Raw genomic sequence first — 25,224 nt, 5'->3', positions numbered from 1 at the left:
GGACGGCGATTTCCACAATTAGACTTTAGGATGAGACGCTGCTTTTCACTTACAAAATAGCGAGTTAAGTTCAATTTTGAGATGTTGCTCTCTATGTGAAGCGCCAGTGGTTGAATTAAGAATAAGAAGAGTTGAAACGGGGAAGGTCACCATGTTTCAGGCGCACAAAGATCAGCGCAGCGGAGATAGCGTCTTGTAATGCATCATGTTTATTGACCGGGATAGGTAAATCGAGTTGGCGACAGATGGCGTCCATACTGAGATCAAAATAGGCATTGGGCAGCTGTCTTTCGAGTTTGTCTTGATAGAGTTGGCTCACTTCGACTAATCGGTTAGGCAGTGGAAATCCAAGCTGTTTTAAACAGGCGCGGTCGAGAATTTTTTTATCATAGCGGATGTGATAGCCGACTAAAGGACGATTTCCAATGAAGTTCAGTAGCTCGATTAAAGCCTGTTTTTCTTCGATGCCGTGCTTTAGATCTTGATGACGGATACGGTGGATTTTTATTGAATTGCAATCGAGCGATTGGGGGGCGCGCAACCGGACTTCAAAAGGTTGGCTGGTAATGATTCGGTTACCGATGATCTTGGTCGCGGCAATGGTAACTAATTCTGCCTGATTGGGATCTAGGCTGGTGGTCTCACAATCGAGCGATACATATTCATGATCAATAGGCGCAGTAAACAGAGGCTGATAGAGGGAGCCTTTGAGCTTGTGATGCCAGTAATAGCGAACCAACCTATTCATCGTTCAATGCCTAATCCCGTATCTGATAGTGGTAGCCGAGCCATTGCTTGAATTTCTTCACCACGTGCAGGCTATGACGAAGCAGATCCCTGTCTGCTCGTTCCATCAGTTTGACGTTAATCTTGTTGCTGCTGTGCTGCTGAGAAAGCCTTTGGGCTAAGCGCCACTTAAAGAATTGCTTGAGTGCTTCACTGAGATTATCGGCAGTACTTTGCTCTAATACTTTCTTGCTGACCAGCTGCTCAATGCGTTCGAAAGTGTTGTTGACCGTGACACCATGTTCTAGGCAAAGCGCTCTCACACCATGCACGATAGGGAAAATACCGCCTTGTTTGATATCGAGTCCGGACTTGGATTGCTTCACATTACCAAACAGGGTCAGGGGAACTGAGAAGTTCAGCGCCGGGCGGCAGAACTCCGTCAGAATCAATTCTTGTCCGAGCATTAAATCACTGAGGTGCTGCTTTACAGGTTTTAATAACTCTCTATTCCCCGCTACTGCGTGTGCATCTGCCATGATCGCGATATCCATCACGGTGTCTGGCGTGGCTTTTTTTACCCAATGGGTAAGGGTTTGTTTCCACTCTTGCTCTGAATGCACCCATTTCGGATTGTTGACCATCACGTTGCCCGGGCACAGTGGGTAACCCAATTGTTGAAGGGTATGAGTGAGGTCGTTCATGGCACTTTGGCATTGATGCCACTCCAAGCCATCTTGAATTATGAGCGCGTTGTCTTGATCGGTTTTGAGAATTTGTTCCCCACGGCCTTCGGAACCCAACACGATTAGGCAGCAATGATTATGCAGTGCAGGTGGGATCACCAACTCAAAAGCCTTCTCTATGATCTGTTCGTTGACCGCAGAAATCAGCTCCATGATAAAGCGTGTGCGAATCCCATTACTGAGCAAGCTCTCGACCAGTTGACGTTGTTTGTTGGATGCCATTGCCAATTCTTCAACGCTGGTGGCGCGCGCAATACGCAAAGTAAGAACGTGGGAGTGTGTGGAGAATGCACTGAGAATCTGTGTCATATCCACCATGCCGACCGCATTTTTACCATCACAAACCATCAACCTTTTTACTCGATTTCTGGTCATGGTAATCATGGCGTTAAATAAGAAATCGCCTTGGTTCACGTGCATCACCGGAAACGTTGCGATCTCACCGACAGGCGCATCCAGTGTGAAATTATCGAGCATCACAGCATGCAATAAATTGGTTCGAGTGACGATTCCATACGGTAAGGAACATGATGATCCAAAAGCTTTTGGATCATTATGTTCCAAATGGACTAGGGCCGAGTCTAACCCTTGTTCTTTAAGGGTTTGAGTGACTTGGTTGATCGGTTGGTTTGGTTCAAGTATCAGTGGTGGGTGATAGATAGAGTCATCCACTTTGGTTAATATAAACTCGGCAAGATTCTGTTGCTGCTGGGCGGCTTCTATCAAAGCTTTTCGTGTTGATAGGTTGCTATCAAAGTAGGCAGCGAATTGGCCATTGGCGTGGTAAAGCTCAAGAAAAATATCGGTGGGCAGCAGATAACTTAATGTATCTTCGAGTGCGATATATTGGTGTTTGGTGTGGGGTTCAAACTGGCTGCGGACATCAAAAATATCGTCATTGGCATAGTGTGCGTAAATCTCACCATCACTGCTCGCGCGCTCTTCAACAGCTCCTTTGATCAAAATATGCAGGTGTCGGCTCGGCCTTTCAGCTTCCAGTATCACTTCTTGAGAGCGGTAATACACCACGTCTAATGAAGAGCGAAGCTTCAACTGTTCGGCGTCGGACAGGCTATCGAAGGGCGGGTGCTGCATATTAAATTTGTCAGGCATAAGCATCACAAGAAGAAATGGGAGTCTTTAATCAGTCTGACAAAATACCAGCGAAGCTCCAGACGACTTTAGTCTAAATGCGAGTATGAGTATTGATGAGCGTGAAATCTCTTGTTGAAATGCGATATCCAGACCCATTGAATATGGGAATACTATCCCAGTAATAATTCCCTTTTTCATCGTATGCGAGATAGGCATAATTGGTGCTGCCTTTTTCCGCACACTTTATAGGTCATTTATGTTTAGCCCTTCACCCTATGGCTGGATCTCTCAGTATTTTCTTGGTTTCTTTTTTGCGTATGGCGTGTATTTGCCATTTTGGGCGTTGTGGTTTGAAGACCAAGGCGTGTCTGCTGGTGATATTGGCGTATTGATTGGTATCGGCTTTGCGACTCGTTGTGTGGCCAACTTAGTGATTACGCCGCGTATCCATAAAGTGGAACACTTGATGCCAGCGCTACGCTGTTTGAGTTTCGCTGCGCTGCTGTTTGTCGGTTTCCACTTCTTCACCGGTGGCAGCTTTATACTGATGTTGTTGGCAACGGTACTGTTTAACCTCTGTTGTGGGCCGATCATTCCTCTTTCTGATGCGATGGCTAACCATTACAGTCGTTTGAAAATGCTCGACTACGGCCGAACTCGTCTTTGGGGATCAATTGCCTTTATCGCAGGTTCAACGGTTGTTGGCTATTTGGTGGCACAATTCGGCACTGACATGATTTTGTATACTGCGCTTGCCGGTGTGTTGCTGTCATTGATTCTTGCGATGAGAAACCCCAATGTGATGCCAGTAACACAATCTGAGCAACAAGCGGCGCGACCAAAACTAGGTGAACTGCTGCGTGAGTCGTCAGTGGTAAAGTTTTTAGCCTTGATGGCGCTGCTGCAAGGTAGTCATGCGGCTTACTACAGTTTTAGTGCGATTTATTGGAAAGAAGCGGGTCACTCAGAAGCTATCATCGGTTATTTGTGGAGTTTAGGTGTTGTTGCTGAAGTGGCCGTATTTGCTCTGAGTAAGCGATTATTCTCAGGCTGGTCACTGCGTACTTTGTTTGTCGTCGCGGCTATTGGGGTGATGGCGCGTTGGGGTATAACCGCATCAACCACGGCGATTTTTGCACTGGTGATGGTGCAGTTGCTGCACGGTGTGACATTTGCCATGGCACACATCGCCGCGATTCAATACATCCAATCTGAAGAACAAAACAAGATGGTTGCGCTACAAGCCCTGTATAACGCGATTCCATTAGGTGCCTTTATTGCACTGATGACCACCTTAAGTGGTTGGGGTTATGAGCTTTGGGGCGCAAATATCTTCTGGGGCATGGCTGCAATGGGTGCACTTGCTCTGTTCATTAAGTTGGATGAAAGAAGTTCAGTGGTTGAGATTAATCAATCAGATTCGGAACAGTCAGAATCTCACAGCAAATGCTGATAATTAGAGTCTAAAGCACAGAATTTAAGCGATGCGATTGAGTTAATCACCCATCCTTAGTTAAATGAAACCTCTCCCTTATGGAGAGGTTTTTTTATGGATGAAAAAAGGGTTTTCAATGCAAGGATGGATAGTAATTCCAGTCTCTTTAGCCTACTTGGGCGTGTTATTTCTGATCGCTTGGTATGGAGACAGGCAGGTTCGTTGGCTATCGCGTTGGCGCCCGTGGATCTATAGCCTTTCGATTGCCGTGTATTGTACCTCTTGGACCTTCTATGGAACGGTCGGGCAGGCGAGTAACAACCCTTGGTCTTTTTTACCCATTTACCTCGCCCCGATTCTAGTCTTTACACTAGGCTGGCGGATCTTGGCGCGGCTGATCCTGATTGCGAAGCGGGAACATATCACCTCCATTGCCGACTTTATCGCGGCTCGTTATGGAAAATCTCAGGGCTTAGCGGTGGCGGTGACGGTTATCGCCGTGGTTGGTATCCTTCCTTATATTGCTCTGCAACTGCGTGGTATTACCATGGGGTTGGATATTGTTGCACCCAACCTAGCGGCTGACTTCGGTTATCAGGACTATCATGTGTCTTGGTTTGTGGTCGGTGCTTTGGCTATTTTCACCATGCTGTTTGGTACAAGACACATTGATAACACAGAGCATCACCGTGGCATGATGATGGCGGTGGCGTTTGAATCCATCGTTAAGCTCGCGGCATTCCTGATCGTTGGCCTATTCATCATGTATCTGGCGATGAGCAGCGACAAGATCGACTTGCTTGATGTGGCGGCTTCCACCTACGAATCACCCAATATTCCGACCTTAATTATTCATACCGTTTTAACCATGTTGGCGATTGTCTGTCTGCCACGCCAGTTCCATACCATGGTGGTAGAGAACGAACGTCCTCAAGACCTGCATACCGCTCGTTGGTTGTTTCCGCTTTACCTGATTTTGATGGGACTGTTCGTGCTGCCAATTGCTTGGGCAGGACAAGGACTACTTACTGGTATGCCAGCGGATACCTATGTGATCAGTGTGCCAATGTCAGAAGGCGCTAATCACATTGCCTTGCTGGCTTTCCTTGGTGGTACGTCTGCGGCAAGTGGCATGGTGATAGTGTCGACCATCGCCTTGGCGATCATGGTGTCGAATGATTTAGTGATGCCATTGTTACTGCGCCGTATGCGCCTAACTCAAAGAACCCATCGACACTTTTCTGGCCTGCTATTGGTGATTCGCCGCGGGCTAATTTTACTGCTGTTACTGGGTGCTTGGCTGTTTTATCAGGCGCTCGATACCATCCATTCACTGTCAGCGATTGGCTTTCTTTCCTTTGCTGCGATTGCTCAATTCGCGCCAGCACTTATTGGTGGTTTGTACTGGCGCCCGGGTAACCGCAAGGGCGTGTATGTCGGCTTAATGGTGGGCTCGTTGATTTGGCTGATTACCTTGATGAGCCAAACCAGCATGTTGGCTGGCGACAGTGACAGTAACCTTTTACTGTGGATTATCACGCCGCCAGAACTGCTCAGTAGCTGGAATATCAGCAGTTCAAACTGGGGCATTGTGCTGAGTATTGTACTTAATACCTTGTGCTATGCCGTGGTTTCGATGACGACTCGCCCAAGCCTAAGTGAGCGCTTACAATCAGCAGCATTTGTTGGCACGCCGCTGCCTGAAAACGAGAATATCAGCCTTTACCAGAACCGAGTGACGGTCGCTGAATTAGAGATGCTGGCGTCGCGTTTTGTGGGTCGCAAACGTGCGAAAAGTGCCTTACACAGCTATTGGCAACAACACGGTCAGCCGCTGCTTCCTAATCAACAAGCGCCTGCAAGTCTGATTCGACACGCAGAGCGCGTGCTCGCCGGAGTATTCGGTGCTTCGTCTGCTAAGTTAGTACTTACTTCCGCTTTACAGGGAAGAAACATGCAGCTTGAAGAAGTCGCGACCATCGTGGATGAAGCTTCGGAACTGTACGACTTCAGCCGTGGTTTACTGCAAGGCGCGATTGAACATATTGGCCAAGGTATTGCAGTAATCGACAAACAAATGAGGCTGGTGGCGTGGAATCAACGTTACTTAGAACTGTTTGAGTTCCCTGCTGGCTTGATTCAGGTTGGTCGACCCATTTCAGATGTGATTCGTCATAATGCTGAACAAGGTTTGTGTGGCCCGGGTGACCCGGAAGATCACGTTCGCCGCCGTGTTTATCACCTTGAGCAAGGAACACGACACACCTCTTCTCGTATTCGTCCTGATGGTCGAGTGATTGAGGTGCAAGGTAACCCAATGCCAAGTGGTGGTTTTGTGATGAGCTTTACCGACATCACGGTATTCCGACAAGCAGAGCAAGCGCTAAAAGATGCCAATGAAAGCTTGGAATCGAGAGTGCATGAGCGAACTCAAGAGCTCGAAAAGCTTAACCATCGCTTGGTAAAAGCCACGCAGATTTCGGATCAAGAATCACAATCTAAGAGTCGTTTTCTAGCCGCGGTAAGCCACGATTTGATGCAGCCGCTCAATGCCGCACGTCTATTTGCTTCGTCACTGTCTGAGGTGGCAAAAGAGCAAGAGGTGAAGCAATTGTCATCTCACATCGAGAGTGCACTTGGCGCCGCAGAAGATTTGATTGGTGACTTGCTGGATATCTCTCGATTGGAGTCCGGAAAGTTAGAAACCAACATTCACGCGATTGCCGTGCATGACGTATTAACCAATTTGAACGCGGAATTTAGCGCTCTAGCGAGACAACAGAAAATTGAGTTTAAGATGATTCCGTCGTCATTGTTCATTCATTCAGACCCTAAGCTGTTGAGGCGTGTGATTCAGAACTTTTTGACCAATGCGTTCCGCTACAACCCGGAAGGGAAAGTGGTACTGGGTGCGAGAAGAGTCAATGGACAGGTTCGAATTGATGTGTGGGATAACGGAACCGGTATCGATGAAGACAAGCAACAAGAGATCTTTGAGGAGTTTACTCGTGGTAGCCAAGTACGAGCCGATCAAGGATTGGGGTTAGGGCTGGCTATTTCGAAAGGTATTGCTCATGTGCTTGGCCATCAAATTTCGATGCGCTCATGGCCGGGCCAAGGCAGTGTCTTTTCCATCACCTTGGCTCGAGCGGAAAAAGTGGCTCCGGTTGTGCAAGCTTCGACGCCAATGGCGACCAGCGACATCGAACATCTCAAGATATTGTGTGTCGATAATGAACGAGAAATCTTAGTCGGTATGGAAAACCTGATCGGACGTTGGGGCTGTGAGGTTAAGACGGCGGTTGATTTGGTCGAAAGCTTGCAGTGCCTAGATGAGGGTTGGCTGCCTGATGTAATTTTCTCTGATTACCGTTTAGATAATGGCAGAACGGGTCTCGAAGTCCTACAACAGTGTCGCTTGCGCCTTGGGGATTCTTTTGAAGGGGTCATCATCAGTGCCGATAGAACCGATGACATGTTGGCAGCGATAAAGGCCAACAGCTTTAGCTTTATTGCCAAGCCAGTGAAGCCACTCAAGTTAAGAGCGGTCTTGAATCGAGTTAGCTAGTTTGGATTAATAGGTTCGGATTAACACGTTCGGATTTGTGAGCAGATAGTGAAAAGGCCTCAGATGAGGCCTTTTTTGTCTCTGTTATTTTACGAAGTACTATTCGTTTTTTAATTCAATAACTAACCAGCAATACCACCTTGTGTCAGTGTGGTTGGATCAAGCAGCTTGCTGAGCTCTTCTCGGCTAAGATCGGTTTCTCTTTCTGCTACATCCAGAATTGGTAAGCCTTCTTTATAGGCTTTCTTGGCAATATCAGCCGCCTTCAAGTAGCCAATCACAGGGTTAAGTGCGGTCACTAGGATTGGGTTCTTTGACAAGGCTAAATCGAGGTTATCTTGGCGCACAGTGAAGGTCGCGATGGCTTTGTCCGCTAAAGCGACTGAGCTGTTTGCCAACAACTCAATGCTTTCTAAAACGTTATGAGCAATCACTGGCAGCATCACATTCAGTTGGAAGTTACCTGATTGTCCAGCTACGGTAATGGTGGTGTCGTTGCCAATGACTTGCGCCGCCGCCATAGCCGCTGCTTCTGGAATCACAGGGTTTACCTTGCCAGGCATGATCGATGAGCCTGGTTGTAGAGCCTGTAATTCAATTTCCCCTAAGCCAGCCAACGGCCCAGAGTTCATCCAGCGAAGATCGTTTGAGATCTTCATGATCGCAACTACTGCCGTTTTGAGCTGACCTGACAGCGCAACGATCGCGTCTTGACTGCTGAGGCTAAAAAAGAAGTTTTCACTCGAGCTAAAACTGATCTTTGTCGATTGAGACAGGTTACTCGCAAACTTATCGGCAAAGCGTGGGTCAGCATTGATCCCTGTTCCAACCGCAGTACCACCTTGTGCTAAAGCCTTGATAGCGGGCAGGGTGTTCTCTATTGCTTGCTTAGCGTGTTCTATCTGAAATTTCCAACCACCTAGCTCTTGAGCAAAGGTCATTGGCATCGCATCCATTAGATGAGTGCGGCCGGTCTTCACGACCTCTGCAAGTTCCTGTTGCTTGATAGTGAGTGCTTCAGAAAGGTGAGTTAATGCAGGTAATAGCTTATTTTCAGCCATCAAAGCAACGCTCACTTGAATTGCGGTTGGCACCACATCGTTACTGCTTTGGCCCATGTTGACGTGATCATTGGGGTTCACGTCGCCTTGCAAGCTTCTTGAGGCAAGCGTAGCAATCACTTCATTGGCATTCATGTTGGAACTGGTACCTGAACCGGTTTGGTAGACATCGATAGGGAATTGATCGAGGTGTTTACCCTCAATGATCTCTTGGCTGGCTTCGGCTATCGCGTTGGCAATATCACCTTCCAGTAGACCTAACTGAGCATTGGTATCTGCCGCTGCCTGTTTAATTAACGCCAGTGCTTGAATAAAACTGGTCGGCATCTTGTGAGAGCTAAACGCGAAGTTATCCGCTGCACGCTGAGTTTGTGCTTGGTATAGCGCATCGGCAGGGACTTTCACTTCGCCCATGCTGTCTTTTTCAATCCGAAATTGTAGGGTCATGTTCTATCCTTGTTAGCCAAGTGGGGCTTGGACTTGTTGTAGTGTTTGGCTGAGATTCAAAAAACGCGCTTGGCCTTGAGGTTGCTGGCAGTAGTGGCGCTTCAAATAAAATAGTGGTGAGTGAATAGAGTCTAGGCAGATATGACGAAAGGCGAAACTGCGCTGAGGAGACTCAATCGCTTCAATCAAATGAAAGAAAACTTGGCGTAGATACAGCTCGCACAACAAGATGTTTTCTTGAGCGGCATGCTTTTCATAGTAAGCCGAAAGCGTCAGTGCACACTCGATATACTCTCGAATTACAAACGGCTCATGGCCTTGAACTTGTTCTAATGAAGCAAAGCGATCCTGTGCTTTGTAAAATCTCGAATAGAGAACCTGCTGCTCTTTCATCATCATCTGCATCTCTTTATTGGATGTTAATGATAATTATTATCAAATAAAGTTTTAAAAACAACCCTTTGTTTATCTTTTTATAAAGTGAGCAGAAAAAGAAAAAGCCGATACACGAAGTATCGGCTTTCTGGAGTCAGTACCTAATCCCTACAATGTAAGTACTGATTCATTTTTTGCTAAACATCTTTGTTTAGTGGTCGTGCTTAGTGGTCGTGAGCTTCACCTGCACCTTTCGGGTAACGGATGTTCTCAACCATATCTTGTACATCTTGTGGTACTTCAGCAGTTACTTTGTTTACAGCAATCGATACTACGAAGTTTAGACACATACCTAGCGTACCGATGCCTTCTGGGCTGATACCAAACCACCAGTTTTCAGGTGTGCTTGCTGCTGGGTTAATGAACTTGAAGTAGATGATGTAGCTTGCTGTGAAGGCAATACCTGACAACATACCTGCAATTGCGCCTTCCTTGTTCATCTTCTTGTAGAAGATACCTAGGATAATCGCTGGGAAGAAGGATGCTGCGGCTAAGCCGAAGGCAAACGCTACTACCTGTGCTACAAAGCCTGGTGGGTTAATACCTAAGTAACCGGCACCGACAATCGCGACCATGGCTGCCAGACGAGCGGCTAACAGCTCCTGCTTGTCGGTCATGTTTGGTCTGAAGCCTTTCTTCAACAAGTCATGTGAAATCGACGTTGAGATGACCAATAGTAGACCCGCGGCTGTTGATAGTGCGGCTGCTAGGCCACCGGCTGCAAGCAGTGCTACAACCCAGTTTGGTAGTTTCGCTAGCTCTGGAGAAGCCAGTACGATGATGTCACGGTTAATCTTCATCTCGTTGCGCTCATCGCCCGAGTAGAACATTTTGCCATCGCCGTTCTTATCTTCCCAACCTACTAGGCCAGTGCTTTCCCAGTTTTTGTACCAGCTTGGTGCGTCCGCTGCAGCGACACCTTGCATGTCAGGGCCGTTGATTGTTTCGATCATGTTTACACGAGCGAATGCTGCAACGCCTGGTGCTGTTGTGTATAGCAATGAGATGAACAGTAGTGCCCAACCCGCTGAGATACGAGCATCACGTACTTTTGGTACCGTGAAGAAACGAATGATTACGTGTGGAAGACCCGCAGTACCGACCATTAGAGCCGCACAGATGAAGAATACATCTACCATGCTCTTGTTACCTTCGGTATAGGCGGTAAATCCGAGTTCTTCGGTCAGTCCATCCAGTTTATCAAGAAGGTAAACATCTGTGCCTGATAGCGTAGAGCCCATACCAACTTGTGGAAGTGGGTTACCTGTCATCATGATTGAGGTAAAGATTGCTGGAACAAGGAAGGCGAAAATGAGGACACAGAATTGAGCTACCTGCGTATAAGTGATGCCTTTCATGCCACCTAGTACTGCGTAGAAGAACACAATACCCATACCAATGATGATGCCTAGGTTAATATCAACTTCTAGGAAACGAGAGAATACAACGCCCACACCACGCATCTGGCCTGCAACGTACGTAAACGATACGAAGATTGCACAGAATACCGCTACCATACGTGCCGTTTTCGAGTAGTAACGCTCACCGATGAAATCAGGAACCGTAAACTGACCGAACTTACGTAGGTAAGGTGCTAAACATAGCGCAAGTAGTACATAACCACCTGTCCAACCCATTAGGTAAACCGCACCGTCGTAACCAACGAATGAGATGATACCTGCCATTGAGATGAATGATGCTGCCGACATCCAGTCAGCGGCGGTCGCCATGCCGTTTGCTACTGGGTGTACACCACCGCCAGCAACGTAGAACTCACTAGTAGACCCTGCACGAGCCCAGATTGCGATGCCGATATATACCGCGAAAGTAATACCGACGAGAATAAACGTCCAAGTTTGAATATCCATGTTCTAGCCTCTAGTCTTCCTGTACGTTGTATTTTTTGTCGAGCGCATTCATGCGGACAACGTAAATAAATATCAGCGCCACGAAGGTGTATATCGAACCTTGCTGAGCGAACCAAAATCCTAGCTTGAACCCGCCAAACTGAACGGTATTGAGGGCATCCACAAATAAGATGCCAGCGCCGTAAGACACCGCAAACCAGACCGCGAGCAGTGTTCCCATAATTCCCAAGTTTTCCTTCCAGTAGGCTTGAGCATGTTCCGTAGATTCGAACGCCATTGCCTTCTCCTTTATTCCGTTTTCGTAGAAACTGTTTTTGTGAAACCGTTTTGTAAAATAGCGTGTTAACGTAATGTTACGATTTAGAATGTAGCAAGGATAAGTCAAGGGATCTGTGCAACTTTAGTCGGGATGGTATTAGCGCTAATGTACTGAAATATGGGAGCTAGGAGACATAACCATAGAAAAATGTGATGTTACAATGTTGTTAAATTAGCCAAAGGTCTAACAAAAAGTGATGAATTAGACTGCGAGTCATAAAATTTAACAACTAAATGACCGAGAAACGGTATTTAGCCCTGCTTATGACACGAAGCGAAACATAAGTTTGTTATAGTAACAACGGCACTTTCACCGACCGTGCCTTGCTAAACGGCAGAAGATCAACAAGCTAGTGGCAAAAGATCAACAGGCTTAAAGCTCGGATTTTATTCTTTGGGGGAACGAATTGGACGCAATAACCATTAACCACTTATTCTTGACTGGTGCCGTACTCATCGCCATCAGCGTGCTTTTCTCACAAGTGTCCTCTCGATTGGGCGTTCCTATTCTTTTGATCTTTTTGTTCGTTGGTATGTTAGCGGGTGAAGATGGACCCGGTAATATTCATTTCGATGATTACTCACTGACCTACTTGGTGAGTAACCTTGCGCTTGCCGTGATTCTGTTGGATGGCGGTATGCGAACCAAGGTGGCGAGCTTCAAGGTCGCTTTCTGGCCTTCGCTCTCGCTGGCGACGATAGGTGTCGCATGTACAGCAACCTTAACCGGATTAATGGCGGCTTGGCTGTTTGACTTGTCATTAATGCAGGGCATCTTGGTCGGGGCGATTGTTGGTTCAACCGATGCGGCAGCGGTATTCTCTTTGCTGAAAGGACAGAGTCTCAATGAGCGTGTTGGCTCAACCCTAGAGATCGAATCGGGCACTAACGACCCAATGGCGGTCTTCCTGACGGTGACCTTAATTGCGCTGTTAGGTAACCCTGACGCTGAGATGGGAATGAACTTCCTATTGCAAAGTTTTGCGATGCAGTTTGGTATCGGTACTCTTGTTGGTATTGGCGGCGGCTGGGTTCTATGGAGCTTAATCAATCGAGTACAATTGGCTGATGGCCTTTATTCCATTCTGGTACTCAGTGGGGGCGTGGCGCTGTTTGCGTTCTCTAACATGCTTGGCGGCAGCGGCATCTTATCGATTTACCTAGTGGGCTTGTTCATTGGTAATCGTCCGACGCGCTCTCGACACTCGATTCTTAATGTTCTTGATGGCATGACGTGGCTAAGCCAGATCGTGATGTTCTTGGTATTGGGTTTATTGGTGACGCCATCAACGTTGATGGACATTGCTCTGCCTGCGCTGGCACTGGCCTTCGGTATGATTTTGTTTGCTCGTCCGCTGTCGGTTTGGTTGGGTTTACTGCCGTTCAGAAGCTTTTCCACCAAAGAACGCTGGTTTGTTTCTTGGGTAGGTTTGCGTGGTGCAGTACCAATCATCTTAGCGGTATTCCCGATGATGGCAGGCCTGCCCAATGCTCAGCTGTATTTCAATATCGCCTTCTTCGTGGTTATGGTTTCGCTGATTGTTCAAGGCGGTAGCTTGATGAAAGTTGCAAGACTCGCTCAAGTGACGCTACCACCGACGCCAACACCGATTTCTCGTACCGGTATGGAGATTTATCCGACCAGTGAGTGGGAGATGTTTGTTTACAAATTGAAAGACGAGAAGTGGTGTGTCGGCGAGCCGCTTAAACGCTTATCTATGCCAGAAGGGACGCGAATTACTGCACTGTTTAGAAAGGATGCCTTGCTTCACCCATCAGGCAGCACCGTGTTAGAGGCGAACGATATCTTATGTGTGCTTGGTCAAGACAAAGATTTGGACAGCTTAAGTTCGTTGTTCAGTGAGGCGCCTCTAGCAGAAGAGGCGGCACGATTCTTTGGTGACTTCTTCTTGGATGTTGAGCTATCAGTTGCGGCAGTGAGTGATTGTTATGGTATTGAACTTGGCTCGGAAGAAGAGCGAGAAATGACGCTAAAACAATTGGTTGCTCAAGAGCTTGGCGCACACTCTGTATTGGGTGATAGCTTTGAGTGGCATGACATCACTTGGGTGGTTGCAGAGATAGATGATCATAAAGTCGTCAGGTTGGGTTTATGTTTACCTAAGACGACTTTAGAAGAGGATATCAGTGAAGCTTAATTGTGGACTTCTTGTAGCAAGATAACCGCTTGAGTACGATTTTTCACATCCAGTTTACGGAAGATGGCCGTCATATGTGCTTTGATGGTCGCTTCCGAAACATTCAATTCATACGCGATTTGCTTGTTAAGCAAGCCGTCAGAAAGCATCCCTAATACCTTGTATTGCTGAGGCGTCAGTGTGGAAATCTTTTCTGCAAGGTCGCTACACGCTGCATTATTGGTGATAAGCCCTTCAGGGAAGAACGGGTCGCCATTCAGCACTTGATTCAGTGCACTCACCAACTCACGCATATCACTCGACTTAGGAATAAAGCCAAACGCACCGTGGCTCTTCACCTGAGTGACCACGCTGGCATCTTCACTGGCAGAAACCACCACAATCGGTAGATCTGGGTATTCAGCGCGCAGTTGAATTAAGCCTGACATGCCATTGGCGCCCGGCATTTTCAGATCGAGCAGTAATAGATCCGGCTCGCCTTCTTTCTTTAGCAGAGTCAGTAAGGCATCGAGAGAATCGGCCTCAAGCAGGTTCGCACCACTGATCGCCATATGAACTGACTGAAACAGGGCGTTGCGAAAGAGAGGGTGGTCATCAGCAATGATGATGGTATAGGTCGAGTCCATGACGTTCATACTTTTAACAATTTAGTTAATATTTATTATCATCCTGATTGAGTATGTGGACAATATCTATGCATTAAAAGTCTGAACCATATCGACTTTTATCCCCGGAATAAGAAAGCGTTACTCTGAATAGCAAAAAAGCCGCACTGCCATCTCGTTACGGAGGGGCGGTGCGGCTTTCGATTCGGCTTATATTTTAGTGAATATTGCCGTTATAGCTGGTGGTTTTGCATGTGTTTTAAGAATACATCGGCAGGCATAAAACCGGTTACACGAGCATTTGGAACATGGTTACCCTCGCCATCCCAGAACTCAATCGTCGGTAAGCCAAGTACCTGTAATTGTTTAAGCAGTTCAATGTCTTGAGGCATGTTTCTCGTTACATCGGCTTGTAGCAGTACAAAGTCAGAAAGCTTGTTTTCCACATCAGCTTGATGGAAGGTGTACTTCTCGAACTCTTTACACGCCACACACCAATCGGCGTAGAAGTCGAGCATCACAGGCTTACCGAGTTTCTTCGCTTCGATGAGCTGGATTTCTAGCTCTTCAACCGTGTTGATGCGTGCAAATTGGATGTGCTGTTGTTCTACCGTTACGCTCTTCTCCGCAAACCAATAGTTCAATGCAGGCTGTGCCGAAGCAAACAAGCCAAGCATCGCGATGATGCCTACCGCACTCTGCTTCCAGCCGCCGAATGGCAGTGCATTCTTGCTATGGTACAGCCAACCAAAGGCGATGAAGCCAAGGCCAGACCAAAGCACGGTTGCCCACAATTCAGGAATGATGCGCTCTAGCAGGAAGATAGGTGCTGCCAGCAAGATAAAGCCGAATACGATCTTCACCTTGTCCATCCAGCTGCCCGCTTTAGGCAATAGCTTATTACCAAATACCGCAACTAAAATCAGCGGAATACCCATACCCATGGCTAATGCATACAGAGCAATCGCACCGGTAAATAGGTCGCCACTCTGAGCCACATACAGCAGCGCGCCTGACAATGGCGCCGTGGTACAAGGTGAACACACCAAGCCAGAGATAGCGCCCATTGCGAATACGCCCAAGGTATTGCCACCTTGCTGCTTATTGCTTTGATTGTTGAGCCAAGTTTGAATGCTGCTTGGCAGTTGCAGGTTATAAACGCCAAACATCGACATTGCTAACGCCACGAACAGAACACTCAGCGCGATCAGCACGTAAGGGTGCTGCATCGCGGCTTGGAACTGCATGCCTGCTGAAGCAACCACTAAACCTAATAAGGTGTAGGTTAACGCCATGCCTTGCACGTAAATAAAGGACAGCATCAGCGCGCGACCTTGGCTGAGCTTGCCACCACCTAAAACGATACCCGTTAGAATCGGATACATAGGCAGTACACACGGCGTAAAGGCTAAACCAACACCGAGTGCTAAGAATAATAGAGGGGTCCACCAACTGTCACCGAGCTTATCGGCTAAGCCTGCTTCTTTTGAAACTGGGGCATTTGGCTGTTGAGTCGTGTTGCTTACAACGTCTGCTTTCGGAGATGTTGGTTGCGTAGAAACATCGGTTTCGTTGCTAGCAGAAGAGGAAGCTTGTGAGTCACTACCTTGCGAATTAGCAGAACCTGTTGCTGTGAAAGGTTCAATGTCGATGACACGAATCTCTGGTGGGTAGCAGAAACCTGCGTCCGCACAGCCTTGATACTTAACGATCAGCTGTGAGCCATCTTGGTAACTCTGCAGAGGAACTTGCACGAATAACGGTTGAGTATAAATGCTCACCTCACCGAAGAATTCATCTTGGTGCGGCTTACCATCTTCTAATTCAACATTACCGATAGCGAGATTTTGCCCGGTGAACGAGAGGCTATGTTGATAGAGGTAGTAGCCCTCTTTTACTTGCCAGTCGAGAAGGACTTTGTCGTCTTGCTGGTAGTAATTGAAAGGGAAAGCTTGGTCTACAGGGACAAAACCATTGTTATTGCCTCCGAAGCTTGGCTCGGCGTTGTCGTTTCCAAATAGCGCCCACGCAGGCTGGGTGAATAGGGAAACACAAACAAAAAGTAATGTGGCAAGTCGTCGCATACTATTTAGTCATCAAAATGGAGTTGAAGGTATCTTAACTCAATCAGACCGTAATAGTTTGCTATTAGTTTCATCGGCAAACAAATATCCCCTAAGGCGGGATAGCGACTTTACTGGGTAATCGAGAGGGGATCTGTAGTTCAACTTGAGTCACTTGCCCTTGTAAAATAGACATTTAGGCAACACCCAAGCGTGCTTTTACGACTTGTTCGCAAGCATCAATATTCATCGTATCTTTTGGAATAATAAGCACAGTATCATTGCCGCCAACGGTGCCGATAATCTCAGTATGTGGGTCGATATCAACTAATCTTGCGACTAATTGCGCACAACCTGGATGAGTTTTTACGATGACCATCGCTTGGTTATGAGTGATGAATTCGATTTGCGATGAGATGGATGCATCGACACGAACCGGTGCACTTTCAACCGTGATGCAGTAAACCTTTTTACCGCAAGCATTCTGAATTTTGACAACGCCAAGCTGTGACAAAATACGAGATACGGTCGATTGGCTGATACCTGTATAGCCAATATCGACAAGTTTCTCTCGCAGTTGATTTTGGGTCGAGAAGCTTTGTTGTTGTAGTAAGCGTTTGCACGCTGCAGTCAGTGTTTTATCTTCAGCTGAATACAAGCAACCGTGCTCAGTGATTGGGTTCATGAACAACTCCTTAAGGTCAACATGTGGTTATCGCTTGTCCATAGCGCCGAGCGTACTCCCAAAGCCGTAGAGTACGATTGTTAAATAGGGCTTACCGATGAATCCCGAAATAAAGAGGGAAGGTATGCGTGATGCATGATCGTCTATCCATTGAGTCTATCACTAAAGGATAGTTATCTTTTTGAAGGCGATCACCAAATAAAATTCTAGTTAATTGCTTTTATTTTGGAGTTTTATTCTTTTATCAAATGGATATTTATTCCAAGTTTGGCATAAATATCCATCGGTATTAGGGTGCTTTGGAGACCGTGATAATGGCGCTAAGGGTTAGCGAATTTCACTCATGATCTCGCGAGAGAATACTTTTTCACAGTAGTGACATTTTAGCTGCACGTTTTCCTGTTTTAGCTGCACTTTAAAGCTGCTTTCTACTGGCTCTCCGTGTGAAATACAGTTGCTATTCGGGCAAGAGTAGACACTGTTGATTTGGTCTGGCAGCACTAATGTTAGCTTGTTCACCACCTTGTACTCTTCAATCTGATTGACCGTCGCTTGCGGGGCGTACAGGGCCAATTGGTTAGCTTGTTCTTTGGTCAGAAAAATGTTCTCAATCTTGATAAGATCTTTATGGCCAAGCGCTGATGATGGCAAATTTAATCCCATGGTGATGCGCTGCTCGGTCTTGTGCAATTTAAACAACTTGAGGATTTTGATCCCAAGGTGAGCAGGGATGTGGTCAATGACGCTGCCGTTACGAATGGCTTCTACTTGTAGCTGAGTTTGTTTAACCATGACTGTTTCTCCTGCTTATAAAGTGTCGTTTAGAACTAGGGCTAATAGGGCTTCGCGAGCATACACACCGTTTTCAGCTTGCTCGAAGTAGTAAGCGTGTGGCGTTTTATCTACGTCGGTTGTGATTTCATCGACACGTGGTAGTGGGTGGAGCACCTTCATGTTTTGGCGAGCGTCTTTCAGCGTATCGGCCGTTAGAATGTAAGCCGATTTCATGTGCGCGTATTCTGACGCATCAAAGCGCTCTTTCTGTACGCGAGTCATGTACAGAACATCAAGCTCAGGCACCACTTCTTCAATGCTGCTATGTGTGCTGTATTGGATGCCCATCTCTTCCAGTTCTTCACAAATGTAATCCGGCATGGCTAGCACTTCTGGTGCGATAAAGAAGAAACGCACGTTATTGAATTTTGATAGTGCTTGCGTCAATGAGTGTACGGTACGGCCATATTTTAGGTCGCCAACAAATGCCACATTGAGGTTGTCGAGCGTGCCTTGCGTCTCGTAAATCGAGAACAGATCCAACAAGGTTTGCGTTGGGTGCTGATTGGCACCGTCGCCACCATTCACAATTGGCACACCGTTAGAGAACTCAGAGGCTAAACGTGCTGCGCCTTCTTGTGGGTGGCGCATCACAAAGGCGTCAACGTAAGAAGAAATAACCTGCACTGAATCGGCAAGTGTTTCGCCTTTTTTCGCCAGCGATGTGTTACCGCCATTATCAAAACCGATGACCGTGCCACCTAGGCGTTGAACTGCGGTTTCAAATGAAAGGCGAGTTCGAGTTGACGGCTCAAAGAAGCAGCTCGCCACTACCTTATTTTTCAGCAGTTCTGGATTTGGCTCTGCTTTAAGTCTTGCGGCAGTATCGACGATAAGCTCCAGTTCATCACGAGAGAGCTCTGGAATAGAGATGATGTGCTTGTTAAATAACGAATGCGCCATAACGGGTCTTCCTTTTTCTATGCATGCAGTCAAATTGCGGACAAAAAAAAGCCCCCTAAAAATAGGAGGCTTCGAAACGATCAATAGAGCAAAATAAAAATGACACCACCGCCACTCTTTGGCGTGTAGTTTGACAATTATGTGCGACAGAATTGCGGTTCATTTTTTGCTCTCTTTAGACAAATTGCGGAGGATTATACTCAGATAAAAAGGCCATGCAATACTTTCTGTAAAGTATTCATTTAATGGATTTTTATGCGAAATAGTATCGATTTCTAGCTTCTATTTAAGCCTTTGTTGGAACTGAGAATCTCAGGCTTTTTCAGGTAATAATCTTATCTAGTACATGAAAAAAAATGCGGGTTTTATCCAAGGTCAAAATCCCAAGAACGCCACCCGCATTTCCCTGTTATTGCACTTAGCTTGTCAATATCTTGCGAACAAGTGAGTGCTTAACTTTTTAATTTCTTAGCTGCCTAGTGTCGCAACCATTACTGCTTTGATGGTGTGCATGCGGTTTTCTGCTTCATCGAACACGATTGAGTATTCAGACTCGACCACTTCATCCGTCACTTCTACGCCATCTTTAAGCTGCGGATATTCAGCAGCAAGTTGTTTGCCGACTGTTGTATCTTCGCCGTGGAAAGCCGGTAGGCAGTGCATGAATTTCACATGTGGGTTGCCTGTTGCTTTGATCATTTCCATGTTCACTTGGTAAGGCATCATTAGGTTGATACGCTCAGCCCATGCTTCTTTTGCTTCGCCCATAGATACCCAAACGTCGGTGTATAGGAAGTCACAACCTTGCACACCTTCTTGAACATCTTCTGTTAGCGTGATTTTGCCGCCAGTGTGTTCTGCGATTTCACGACATTGAGCCAGTAGCTCTTCTTGTGGCCAGAATTGTTTTGGAGCAACAAGGCGAATGTCCATACCCATTTTCGCAGCGCCAACCATTAGAGAGTTACCCATGTTGTTGCGAGCATCACCTAGGTAAGCAAAGCTGATTTCATGCAGTTGTTTACCACGGCCGTATTCCGTCATGGTTAGGAAGTCAGCTAGGATTTGTGTTGGGTGGAATTCGTCAGTCAGACCATTCCATACTGGAACTCCAGCGTAAGCGCCTAGCTCTTCAACGATTTCTTGACCGAAGCCGCGGTATTCAATGCCATCGTACATACGGCCTAGAACGCGAGCGGTATCTTTCATTGATTCTTTGTGGCCAATTTGAGAGCCAGATGGGCCTAAGTAAGACACGCGAGCGCCTTGGTCGAATGCGGCAACTTCAAATGCGCAGCGAGTACGAGTTGAGGTTTTCTCAAAGATAAGCGCAATGTTTTTGCCAGTCAGTGTTGGCTGTTCGTAACCGTTGTACTTCGCTTTTTTTAGCTCCATAGAAAGATCTAACAAGTGTTGAATTTCGCGTGGAGTGAAATCTAGTAGTTTTAGGAAGTTACGATTGCGTAGGTTAAAAGCCATGATGTATTCCTTCTTAGATTTAGGCGCTTTCCTGTTACAGGGAAAGAAAATTCAAGAAAGCGCGATTCAATTTTTGTGTATTAATTTCAGTTCAAACGGTGATTCAGTTTTCTCGCAAGGTTTGAAAAGCTCGCGAGTAGATTAATCTTTGGTGATGTTGGTGCCCGCCAAGCCTTGCAGGATTTGCAAACCATCTTCGAGTGCGCCAATACCGACGACTTTGCCGCCTTGCTGAATGAACTCGCACGATGCTTCAATTTTTGGTCCCATAGAGCCTGCATCAAATTCGAATTGCGCCAGTTCACTTGGTGTGGTGCTGCGCAGTGCGTGTTGAGTCGGTTTGCCCCAATCAAGGTAAACAGCGTCCGCGTCGGTTAAAATAAGCAGTGCATCAGCATCCAGTTGTTTCGCTAAGAAAGCCGCTGACATGTCTTTGTCGATAACCGCTTCAACACCGACTAATTTGCCGTTCTCTTTTTTCACTGGGATGCCGCCGCCGCCAGTACAAATTACGAGGTGGCCTGCATCGATAAGTTGGGTGATCGCTTCGTGCTCAACAATGCCAGTAGGGCGTGGGCTTGGCACAACGCGACGGAAGTGTTGGCCGTCTGGTTTGACGATCCAGTGGAATTTCTCCGCCAACTCACGCGCTTCTGCTTCTTCGTAGATCGGGCCAATCGGCTTGGTTGGATCTGCGAATGCAGGATCGTTAGGATCAACGGTCATTTGCGTCAACATGCATGAGATGTTGCGGTTAGGCAGATAGTTCTTGAACTCTTGCATCAGCATGTAGCCGATCATGCCTTGAGTCTCACTGCCCAATACATCTAGCGGATATGGATTTACTTTTTTGTATTCCAAACCTTGCAGAGCCAGTAGACCAACTTGTGGGCCATTACCGTGCACTAGAACCACGTTGTACACTTTCGCGATTTCAGAGATGGTTTTAACCGCTGTTTCAATATTACGGCGTTGAACATCGGCTTCTAACGGCTCACCGCGACGAAGTAGGGCGTTACCGCCGAGTGCAACAACAACAGTTTGCTTAGTCATAATTGTGTTCTCTCATTTTGGCCAAGCTGAGATTATTTAAGATCATTCAACTTGGCCGTTTCGTCTTAGTGATTAGATACCATCACGCTCAATTGGGCAGCTCATGCAGCGTGCGCCACCGCGACCGCGGCCAAGTTCATCTCCAGGGATAGGAAGAACGGTGATGCCTGCTTTGTCGTATTTTTCATTGGTGTAGGTGTTGCCTTCGTAGCCAATCACGACGCCAGGTTTAACCGTTAGAACGTTGTTTGCATCGTTCCACTGCTCACGTTCTGCATGGAAGTTGTCACCACCGGTCGTGATTAGGTTTAGCTTGTCTACACCAAGTGCCTTTTCGATAGCCGTTACGAAGTAGCCCTCTTCTTTCACTTTCACTGCGCCAGACTCATCGCCAGTTAAGTTCCAGCACTGCACGTCTTTACTCACCACTTCAGGGTAAACAGAGAACGTATCTTCGTTCATGTGCGTCATCACGGTGTCTAAGTGCATGCAAGAGCGGTGTTTTGGTAGTTGCATTGCGATAACTTGTTTCGCTTGACCGTGTTTGAATAGGCTAGATGCTAAGTGCTCAACACCTTGTGCTGTTGTGCGCTCAGACATACCGATAAGCACCGTGCCGCGACCGATTACAAGTACGTCACCGCCTTCAATCGTTGAGTTGTCGTAGCTGATGTTTTCTTCATCGCCAAAGTATTTAATGAAGTCTTGGCCAGCGAATGTCGGGTGCCAGCGGTAAATAGCGCGAACGTGGTTGGTTTCACGTTGACGAGCAGGTTTTGCCATCGGGTTGATGGATACACCACCGTATACCCAGCAAGATGTGTCACGAGTAAATAGGTGGTTTGGTAGAGGTTCGATAATGAAGTCGGTTGGTGCGTGCATGCCTTGCATCATTGAAGATGATTTCATTGGCATCTCAGCGTAAGACAGACCGCCCGTTAGGATTTTTGCTAGTTCTAGGTTTGGTAAGTCGCCCAAGTAGCAGCGCACATCGTTAGCAAAGGTTTTGCCTAAGCGGTAATCAGAAACTTGATGATTCAAAAGCCAATCTTTCGCTTCTGGCACTGCTAGCGTGTCTGCTAGTAGGTCAGTAAGAAGAAGAACTTCAACACCTTGATCACGCAGCGTTTGAGTAAATGCGTCATGCTCTTTACCAGCACGTTCAACAGCCAGTACGTCATCAAATAGTAAATCGTGACAGTTAGAGGGTGTTAGGTGAGTCAGTGCGCGTCTTGGACGGTGAACTAGAACGCGACGTAATTGACCTATTTCAGAACCTACATAGAACTTACTCATGATCGTCTCTCTCTTATATATTTGAATTACTTTTATCGCTAAGAGTAATTATTTATTTTCAGTTGAGAAGAATGAATTATTTATTCATATCTCTTGTCTGGAATTAATATTACGCCTGCTAGTCAGGTATTCTTAGAGATCTATCACAAATCGTTTTTTATCCCGCAGCCCTTTAAAATTAAGGGTTTTAACAAACTTTATGCACTTTCAGTTATGAATAATACATTCTAAATAGTTAGCAGTTAGGGAACTTTATGCACGCTTTTTTGACGAAACTTACTAGAATCTAATTTACGAGGGATTATATGCAGAATAGTTTTATTGATAAGAGTGTACTTAGCTTGGAAGTATGCAGTGTTTTTATTTAGATATTTAATTTTGGATGTGGAATTAATTGTTTATTAACAAAGTAAATGCGAATAAAGCTGTTGCGGTCACATTTTAAAATCGGCTGTTTAAGTGTGTTTTTTGATAGAAAAGGGCATTAATCCTCGTCTGTTTATTAGGCTATTAATTACTTTAAATATAATTAACGCTAATAAGTGACTAACTATTTGTTTAAACATCATGGTTGAAAATAGAGTGTTATTTCATCAATAAAATTAGATGTTTAAAAGTAGGATTGATTCTTCTATTGCGAGTGCTTTGAGTTTAGTTGAGCTTGGCTACGAACAGAAGAACCTTGAATATCGCGTGTATGGCTTTGAGGAGCTGTTTCAGTGGCAGAGGGTTACATTGAGAGGGAACAATAAAAAGCCGCTGTGAGAAGCGGCTTTGGATGAGAAAGGAGTGAAGTGCTGTTAGTTAGATCAGCGCACCAATACTCAGTACAACAATGCAGAACACCATCAATATACCGACTAGTGGCATCACCCATTTAACCCAGCGCACGTAAGGGACACGAGCAATCGCCAAACCACCCATCACCACCGCGGAGGTTGGGGTGATTAGGTTCACCAAGCCAGATGCAGATTGGTACGCAGTGATAACCAAGTCACGACCTACGCCAGCAAAGTCGGCCAGTGGTGCCATGATTGGCATGGTCAGTACCGCTAAGCCAGAGGTCGATGGCACTAAGAACGACAGTAGAATCTCTAAGAAGAACATCACGTTAATGAAGATAACCGAAGAAAGCCCCGTTACCATCTGTTCTGCTGAGAAGAGAATGGTATCGGTGATCATACCGCGGTCCATCACCACTACGATACCACGTGCAATACCTATGATGAGCGCAACGCCAAGTAGGTCGCGGGCACCATCAATGAAGCTGGTGGTAAACTCTTCTTCGCTCATGCGAGCCACAATACCAACGATGATGGTTGCTGCTAAGAACATCGCTGAGATCTCAGCCATCCACCATCCAGCAACGGATACACCATAAATCATTACAGCGAACGAGCCACCAAAAATGGTCAGAATCAGTTTGCGAGTCGCGGTGAATTCAAGTTTTTCGCCGCTCGCATTACCTAAGAAGTGCGCTTTGTTCTCTTCGTATTTGTCGTAGACAATTGATGTTGTTGGATCGGCTTGAACCATTCTTGCGTAACGCATTACGTAGACAACACAAATACCCCAACCAATAATCAACATCGCAATGCGCAACACGATACCGTCTGTAAATGGAATACCAGAGGCGTTGGCAGCGATCACGGTTGCGAATGGGTTAATCGTTGAACCCAGCACCCCAATACCTGCACCAAGCAGTACGGTCGCAGCGGCAACAAGAGGGTCAAAGCGAGCTGCCATCATTACCGGCACTAGCAATGTATAGAAGGGCAGTGATTCTTCCGCCATGCCGTAGACGGTACCACCTGCGGCAAATAGCGCCATCAGTATTGGTATCATCAACTCTTCTCGCCCTTCTAAGCGGGCGGTGACGCGCTCGATACCGGCATCAATGGCACCCGTTTTGGTTACTAGCCCTAAGAAGCCACCAATGATTAAGATGAACAGCGAAACGTCGATAGCCGCCGCTTCATAGCTATTGTGGTCATAGAAGCCGTCAATAGGCGCGAGCAGTACATCAATCACGCCTTGAGGGTTACCTTCTACCGCTTGATAGGTTCCGGTTACGGGTACTTCTCGGCCTAGCTCTTCATTCATTGCACGGTCGTATTGGCCTGCTGGAACAATCCAGGTAAGCAGTGCGACGAACGCAATCAGAATAAATAGAATGGTGTAGGCAGAAGGGAATTTAAAGTTGGCAAAGAAGCCGCCCTTTTTTTTCTCGCTTGGTATCGTTTGAGTTGTCATGGCTATCTCCTTACATCATCTTAAATAGAAGTGATGTGAATTAGCGACTAATGATTTATAGATTGTAAATACACGGACACTTATAAAGCACTCAACGATATAAAGTTGCTGACTTTAAATTAAGGTTGTTTTTATATTTACTAATCCAAATGAAGTTAGATTTAATTTAGCTGCGGTTATTTTATTCCTTACTCC

General features: G+C 46.4%; 18 protein-coding genes. 3 read left to right on the top strand and 15 right to left on the bottom strand.

Annotation, left to right across the window (positions count from 1 at the left end; all coding sequences use genetic code 11):
• Window positions 1-115: 115 nt before the first annotated feature.
• Window positions 116-748 (bottom strand): 3'-5' exonuclease, encoded by a 633-nt coding sequence (locus AB4482_RS15800; protein WP_017062708.1) that lies wholly within the window; start codon window positions 746-748, stop codon window positions 116-118.
• Window positions 749-758: 10 nt separating this feature from the next.
• The gene (locus AB4482_RS15795; RefSeq protein WP_017071170.1) at window positions 759-2,591 is read right to left on the bottom strand and encodes a DUF294 nucleotidyltransferase-like domain-containing protein; all 1,833 of its coding nucleotides are present in this window, start codon (window positions 2,589-2,591) and stop codon (window positions 759-761) included.
• Between the two features lie 232 nt (window positions 2,592-2,823).
• Between AB4482_RS15795 and AB4482_RS15790 the strand changes: the two genes are divergently transcribed.
• Both AB4482_RS15790 and AB4482_RS15785 read left to right on the top strand, forming a co-directional pair.
• Window positions 2,824-4,020: a 3-phenylpropionate MFS transporter gene (locus AB4482_RS15790; RefSeq protein WP_017062710.1), complete on the top strand. Its 1,197-nt coding sequence runs from the start codon at window positions 2,824-2,826 to the stop codon at window positions 4,018-4,020.
• A 118-nt stretch (window positions 4,021-4,138) separates the two neighbouring features.
• Entirely contained in the window at window positions 4,139-7,570 is a 3,432-nt protein-coding gene (locus AB4482_RS15785) for a PAS-domain containing protein (RefSeq protein WP_372181170.1), read from the top strand.
• 122 nt (window positions 7,571-7,692) lie between these two features.
• Here AB4482_RS15785 and AB4482_RS15780 read toward each other — a convergent pair whose 3' ends face one another.
• From AB4482_RS15780 to AB4482_RS15765, 4 genes are all read right to left on the bottom strand, one after another.
• On the bottom strand, window positions 7,693-9,078 hold the full coding sequence (locus tag AB4482_RS15780; RefSeq protein ID WP_372111385.1) for a class II fumarate hydratase: 1,386 nt from the start codon (window positions 9,076-9,078) through the stop codon (window positions 7,693-7,695).
• A gap of 12 nt (window positions 9,079-9,090) precedes the next feature.
• The gene (locus AB4482_RS15775; RefSeq protein WP_017062714.1) at window positions 9,091-9,477 is read right to left on the bottom strand and encodes a hypothetical protein; all 387 of its coding nucleotides are present in this window, start codon (window positions 9,475-9,477) and stop codon (window positions 9,091-9,093) included.
• A gap of 200 nt (window positions 9,478-9,677) precedes the next feature.
• Window positions 9,678-11,381 carry a sodium:solute symporter family protein gene (locus AB4482_RS15770; protein ID WP_017062715.1) on the bottom strand — a complete coding sequence of 568 codons (1,704 nt, stop codon included), beginning with the start codon at window positions 11,379-11,381 and terminating at the stop codon, window positions 9,678-9,680.
• Window positions 11,382-11,391: 10 nt separating this feature from the next.
• The gene (locus tag AB4482_RS15765) at window positions 11,392-11,658 is read right to left on the bottom strand and encodes a DUF4212 domain-containing protein (protein ID WP_010435433.1); all 267 of its coding nucleotides are present in this window, start codon (window positions 11,656-11,658) and stop codon (window positions 11,392-11,394) included.
• Between the two features lie 448 nt (window positions 11,659-12,106).
• On the opposite strand from AB4482_RS15765, the gene AB4482_RS15760 reads away from it, so the two are divergent.
• The gene (locus AB4482_RS15760) at window positions 12,107-13,858 is read left to right on the top strand and encodes a potassium/proton antiporter (RefSeq protein WP_372111383.1); all 1,752 of its coding nucleotides are present in this window, start codon (window positions 12,107-12,109) and stop codon (window positions 13,856-13,858) included.
• On the opposite strand, the gene AB4482_RS15755 is transcribed toward AB4482_RS15760, so the two are convergent.
• The 9 genes from AB4482_RS15755 to AB4482_RS15715 all read right to left on the bottom strand — a co-directional run bounded on the left by AB4482_RS15755 (window position 13,855) and on the right by AB4482_RS15715 (window position 25,029).
• Complete coding sequence (locus AB4482_RS15755; protein ID WP_017062717.1) at window positions 13,855-14,484, bottom strand: response regulator transcription factor; 630 nt, start codon at window positions 14,482-14,484, stop codon at window positions 13,855-13,857. The two genes, AB4482_RS15760 and AB4482_RS15755, sit on opposite strands and share 4 nt — an antisense overlap.
• Window positions 14,485-14,696: 212 nt before the next feature.
• Window positions 14,697-16,547, bottom strand: coding sequence for a protein-disulfide reductase DsbD (locus AB4482_RS15750; RefSeq protein ID WP_372181169.1), 1,851 nt, complete (start codon window positions 16,545-16,547; stop codon window positions 14,697-14,699).
• Window positions 16,548-16,722: 175 nt separating this feature from the next.
• Window positions 16,723-17,211, bottom strand: coding sequence for an arginine repressor (locus AB4482_RS15745; protein ID WP_017063664.1), 489 nt, complete (start codon window positions 17,209-17,211; stop codon window positions 16,723-16,725).
• 327 nt (window positions 17,212-17,538) lie between these two features.
• Window positions 17,539-18,003 carry an aspartate carbamoyltransferase regulatory subunit gene (gene pyrI, locus AB4482_RS15740; RefSeq protein ID WP_048605441.1) on the bottom strand — a complete coding sequence of 155 codons (465 nt, stop codon included), beginning with the start codon at window positions 18,001-18,003 and terminating at the stop codon, window positions 17,539-17,541.
• Window positions 18,004-18,018: 15 nt separating this feature from the next.
• On the bottom strand, window positions 18,019-18,948 hold the full coding sequence (gene pyrB, locus AB4482_RS15735; protein ID WP_004729720.1) for an aspartate carbamoyltransferase: 930 nt from the start codon (window positions 18,946-18,948) through the stop codon (window positions 18,019-18,021).
• 468 nt (window positions 18,949-19,416) lie between these two features.
• Window positions 19,417-20,427 carry an ornithine carbamoyltransferase gene (locus AB4482_RS15730; protein WP_017063666.1) on the bottom strand — a complete coding sequence of 337 codons (1,011 nt, stop codon included), beginning with the start codon at window positions 20,425-20,427 and terminating at the stop codon, window positions 19,417-19,419.
• A gap of 141 nt (window positions 20,428-20,568) precedes the next feature.
• Entirely contained in the window at window positions 20,569-21,480 is a 912-nt protein-coding gene (gene arcC, locus AB4482_RS15725) for a carbamate kinase (RefSeq protein WP_019821541.1), read from the bottom strand.
• A 72-nt stretch (window positions 21,481-21,552) separates the two neighbouring features.
• Window positions 21,553-22,776 (bottom strand): arginine deiminase, encoded by a 1,224-nt coding sequence (gene arcA / locus AB4482_RS15720; RefSeq protein WP_017062724.1) that lies wholly within the window; start codon window positions 22,774-22,776, stop codon window positions 21,553-21,555.
• Window positions 22,777-23,580: 804 nt separating this feature from the next.
• Complete coding sequence (locus AB4482_RS15715) at window positions 23,581-25,029, bottom strand: YfcC family protein (protein ID WP_017068849.1); 1,449 nt, start codon at window positions 25,027-25,029, stop codon at window positions 23,581-23,583.
• Between the last annotated feature and the right edge of the window lie 195 nt (window positions 25,030-25,224).

The sequence above is a fragment of the Vibrio sp. 10N.222.55.C7 genome, assembly GCF_041473335.1.
GTDB classification, from domain to species: Bacteria; Pseudomonadota; Gammaproteobacteria; order Enterobacterales; family Vibrionaceae; genus Vibrio; species Vibrio crassostreae_C.
The sequence above is the reverse complement of the archived record's forward strand: the minus strand, read 5'-3'. Positions and strand labels throughout refer to the sequence as shown.

Coding starts and splice junctions, on each gene's coding strand:
- AB4482_RS15800 (WP_017062708.1), bottom strand. CDS start 748: ATGAATAGGTTGGTTCGCTATTACTGGCATCACAAGCTCAAAGGCTCC.
- AB4482_RS15795 (WP_017071170.1), bottom strand. CDS start 2,591: ATGCTTATGCCTGACAAATTTAATATGCAGCACCCGCCCTTCGATAGC.
- AB4482_RS15790 (WP_017062710.1), top strand. CDS start 2,824: ATGTTTAGCCCTTCACCCTATGGCTGGATCTCTCAGTATTTTCTTGGT.
- AB4482_RS15785 (WP_372181170.1), top strand. CDS start 4,139: ATGCAAGGATGGATAGTAATTCCAGTCTCTTTAGCCTACTTGGGCGTG.
- AB4482_RS15780 (WP_372111385.1), bottom strand. CDS start 9,078: ATGACCCTACAATTTCGGATTGAAAAAGACAGCATGGGCGAAGTGAAA.
- AB4482_RS15775 (WP_017062714.1), bottom strand. CDS start 9,477: ATGATGATGAAAGAGCAGCAGGTTCTCTATTCGAGATTTTACAAAGCA.
- AB4482_RS15770 (WP_017062715.1), bottom strand. CDS start 11,381: ATGGATATTCAAACTTGGACGTTTATTCTCGTCGGTATTACTTTCGCG.
- AB4482_RS15765 (WP_010435433.1), bottom strand. CDS start 11,658: ATGGCGTTCGAATCTACGGAACATGCTCAAGCCTACTGGAAGGAAAAC.
- AB4482_RS15755 (WP_017062717.1), bottom strand. CDS start 14,484: ATGGACTCGACCTATACCATCATCATTGCTGATGACCACCCTCTCTTT.
- AB4482_RS15750 (WP_372181169.1), bottom strand. CDS start 16,547: ATGCGACGACTTGCCACATTACTTTTTGTTTGTGTTTCCCTATTCACC.
- AB4482_RS15745 (WP_017063664.1), bottom strand. CDS start 17,211: ATGAACCCAATCACTGAGCACGGTTGCTTGTATTCAGCTGAAGATAAA.
- pyrI (WP_048605441.1), bottom strand. CDS start 18,003: ATGGTTAAACAAACTCAGCTACAAGTAGAAGCCATTCGTAACGGCAGC.
- pyrB (WP_004729720.1), bottom strand. CDS start 18,948: ATGGCGCATTCGTTATTTAACAAGCACATCATCTCTATTCCAGAGCTC.
- AB4482_RS15730 (WP_017063666.1), bottom strand. CDS start 20,427: ATGGCTTTTAACCTACGCAATCGTAACTTCCTAAAACTACTAGATTTC.
- arcC (WP_019821541.1), bottom strand. CDS start 21,480: ATGACTAAGCAAACTGTTGTTGTTGCACTCGGCGGTAACGCCCTACTT.
- arcA (WP_017062724.1), bottom strand. CDS start 22,776: ATGAGTAAGTTCTATGTAGGTTCTGAAATAGGTCAATTACGTCGCGTT.
- AB4482_RS15715 (WP_017068849.1), bottom strand. CDS start 25,029: ATGACAACTCAAACGATACCAAGCGAGAAAAAAAAGGGCGGCTTCTTT.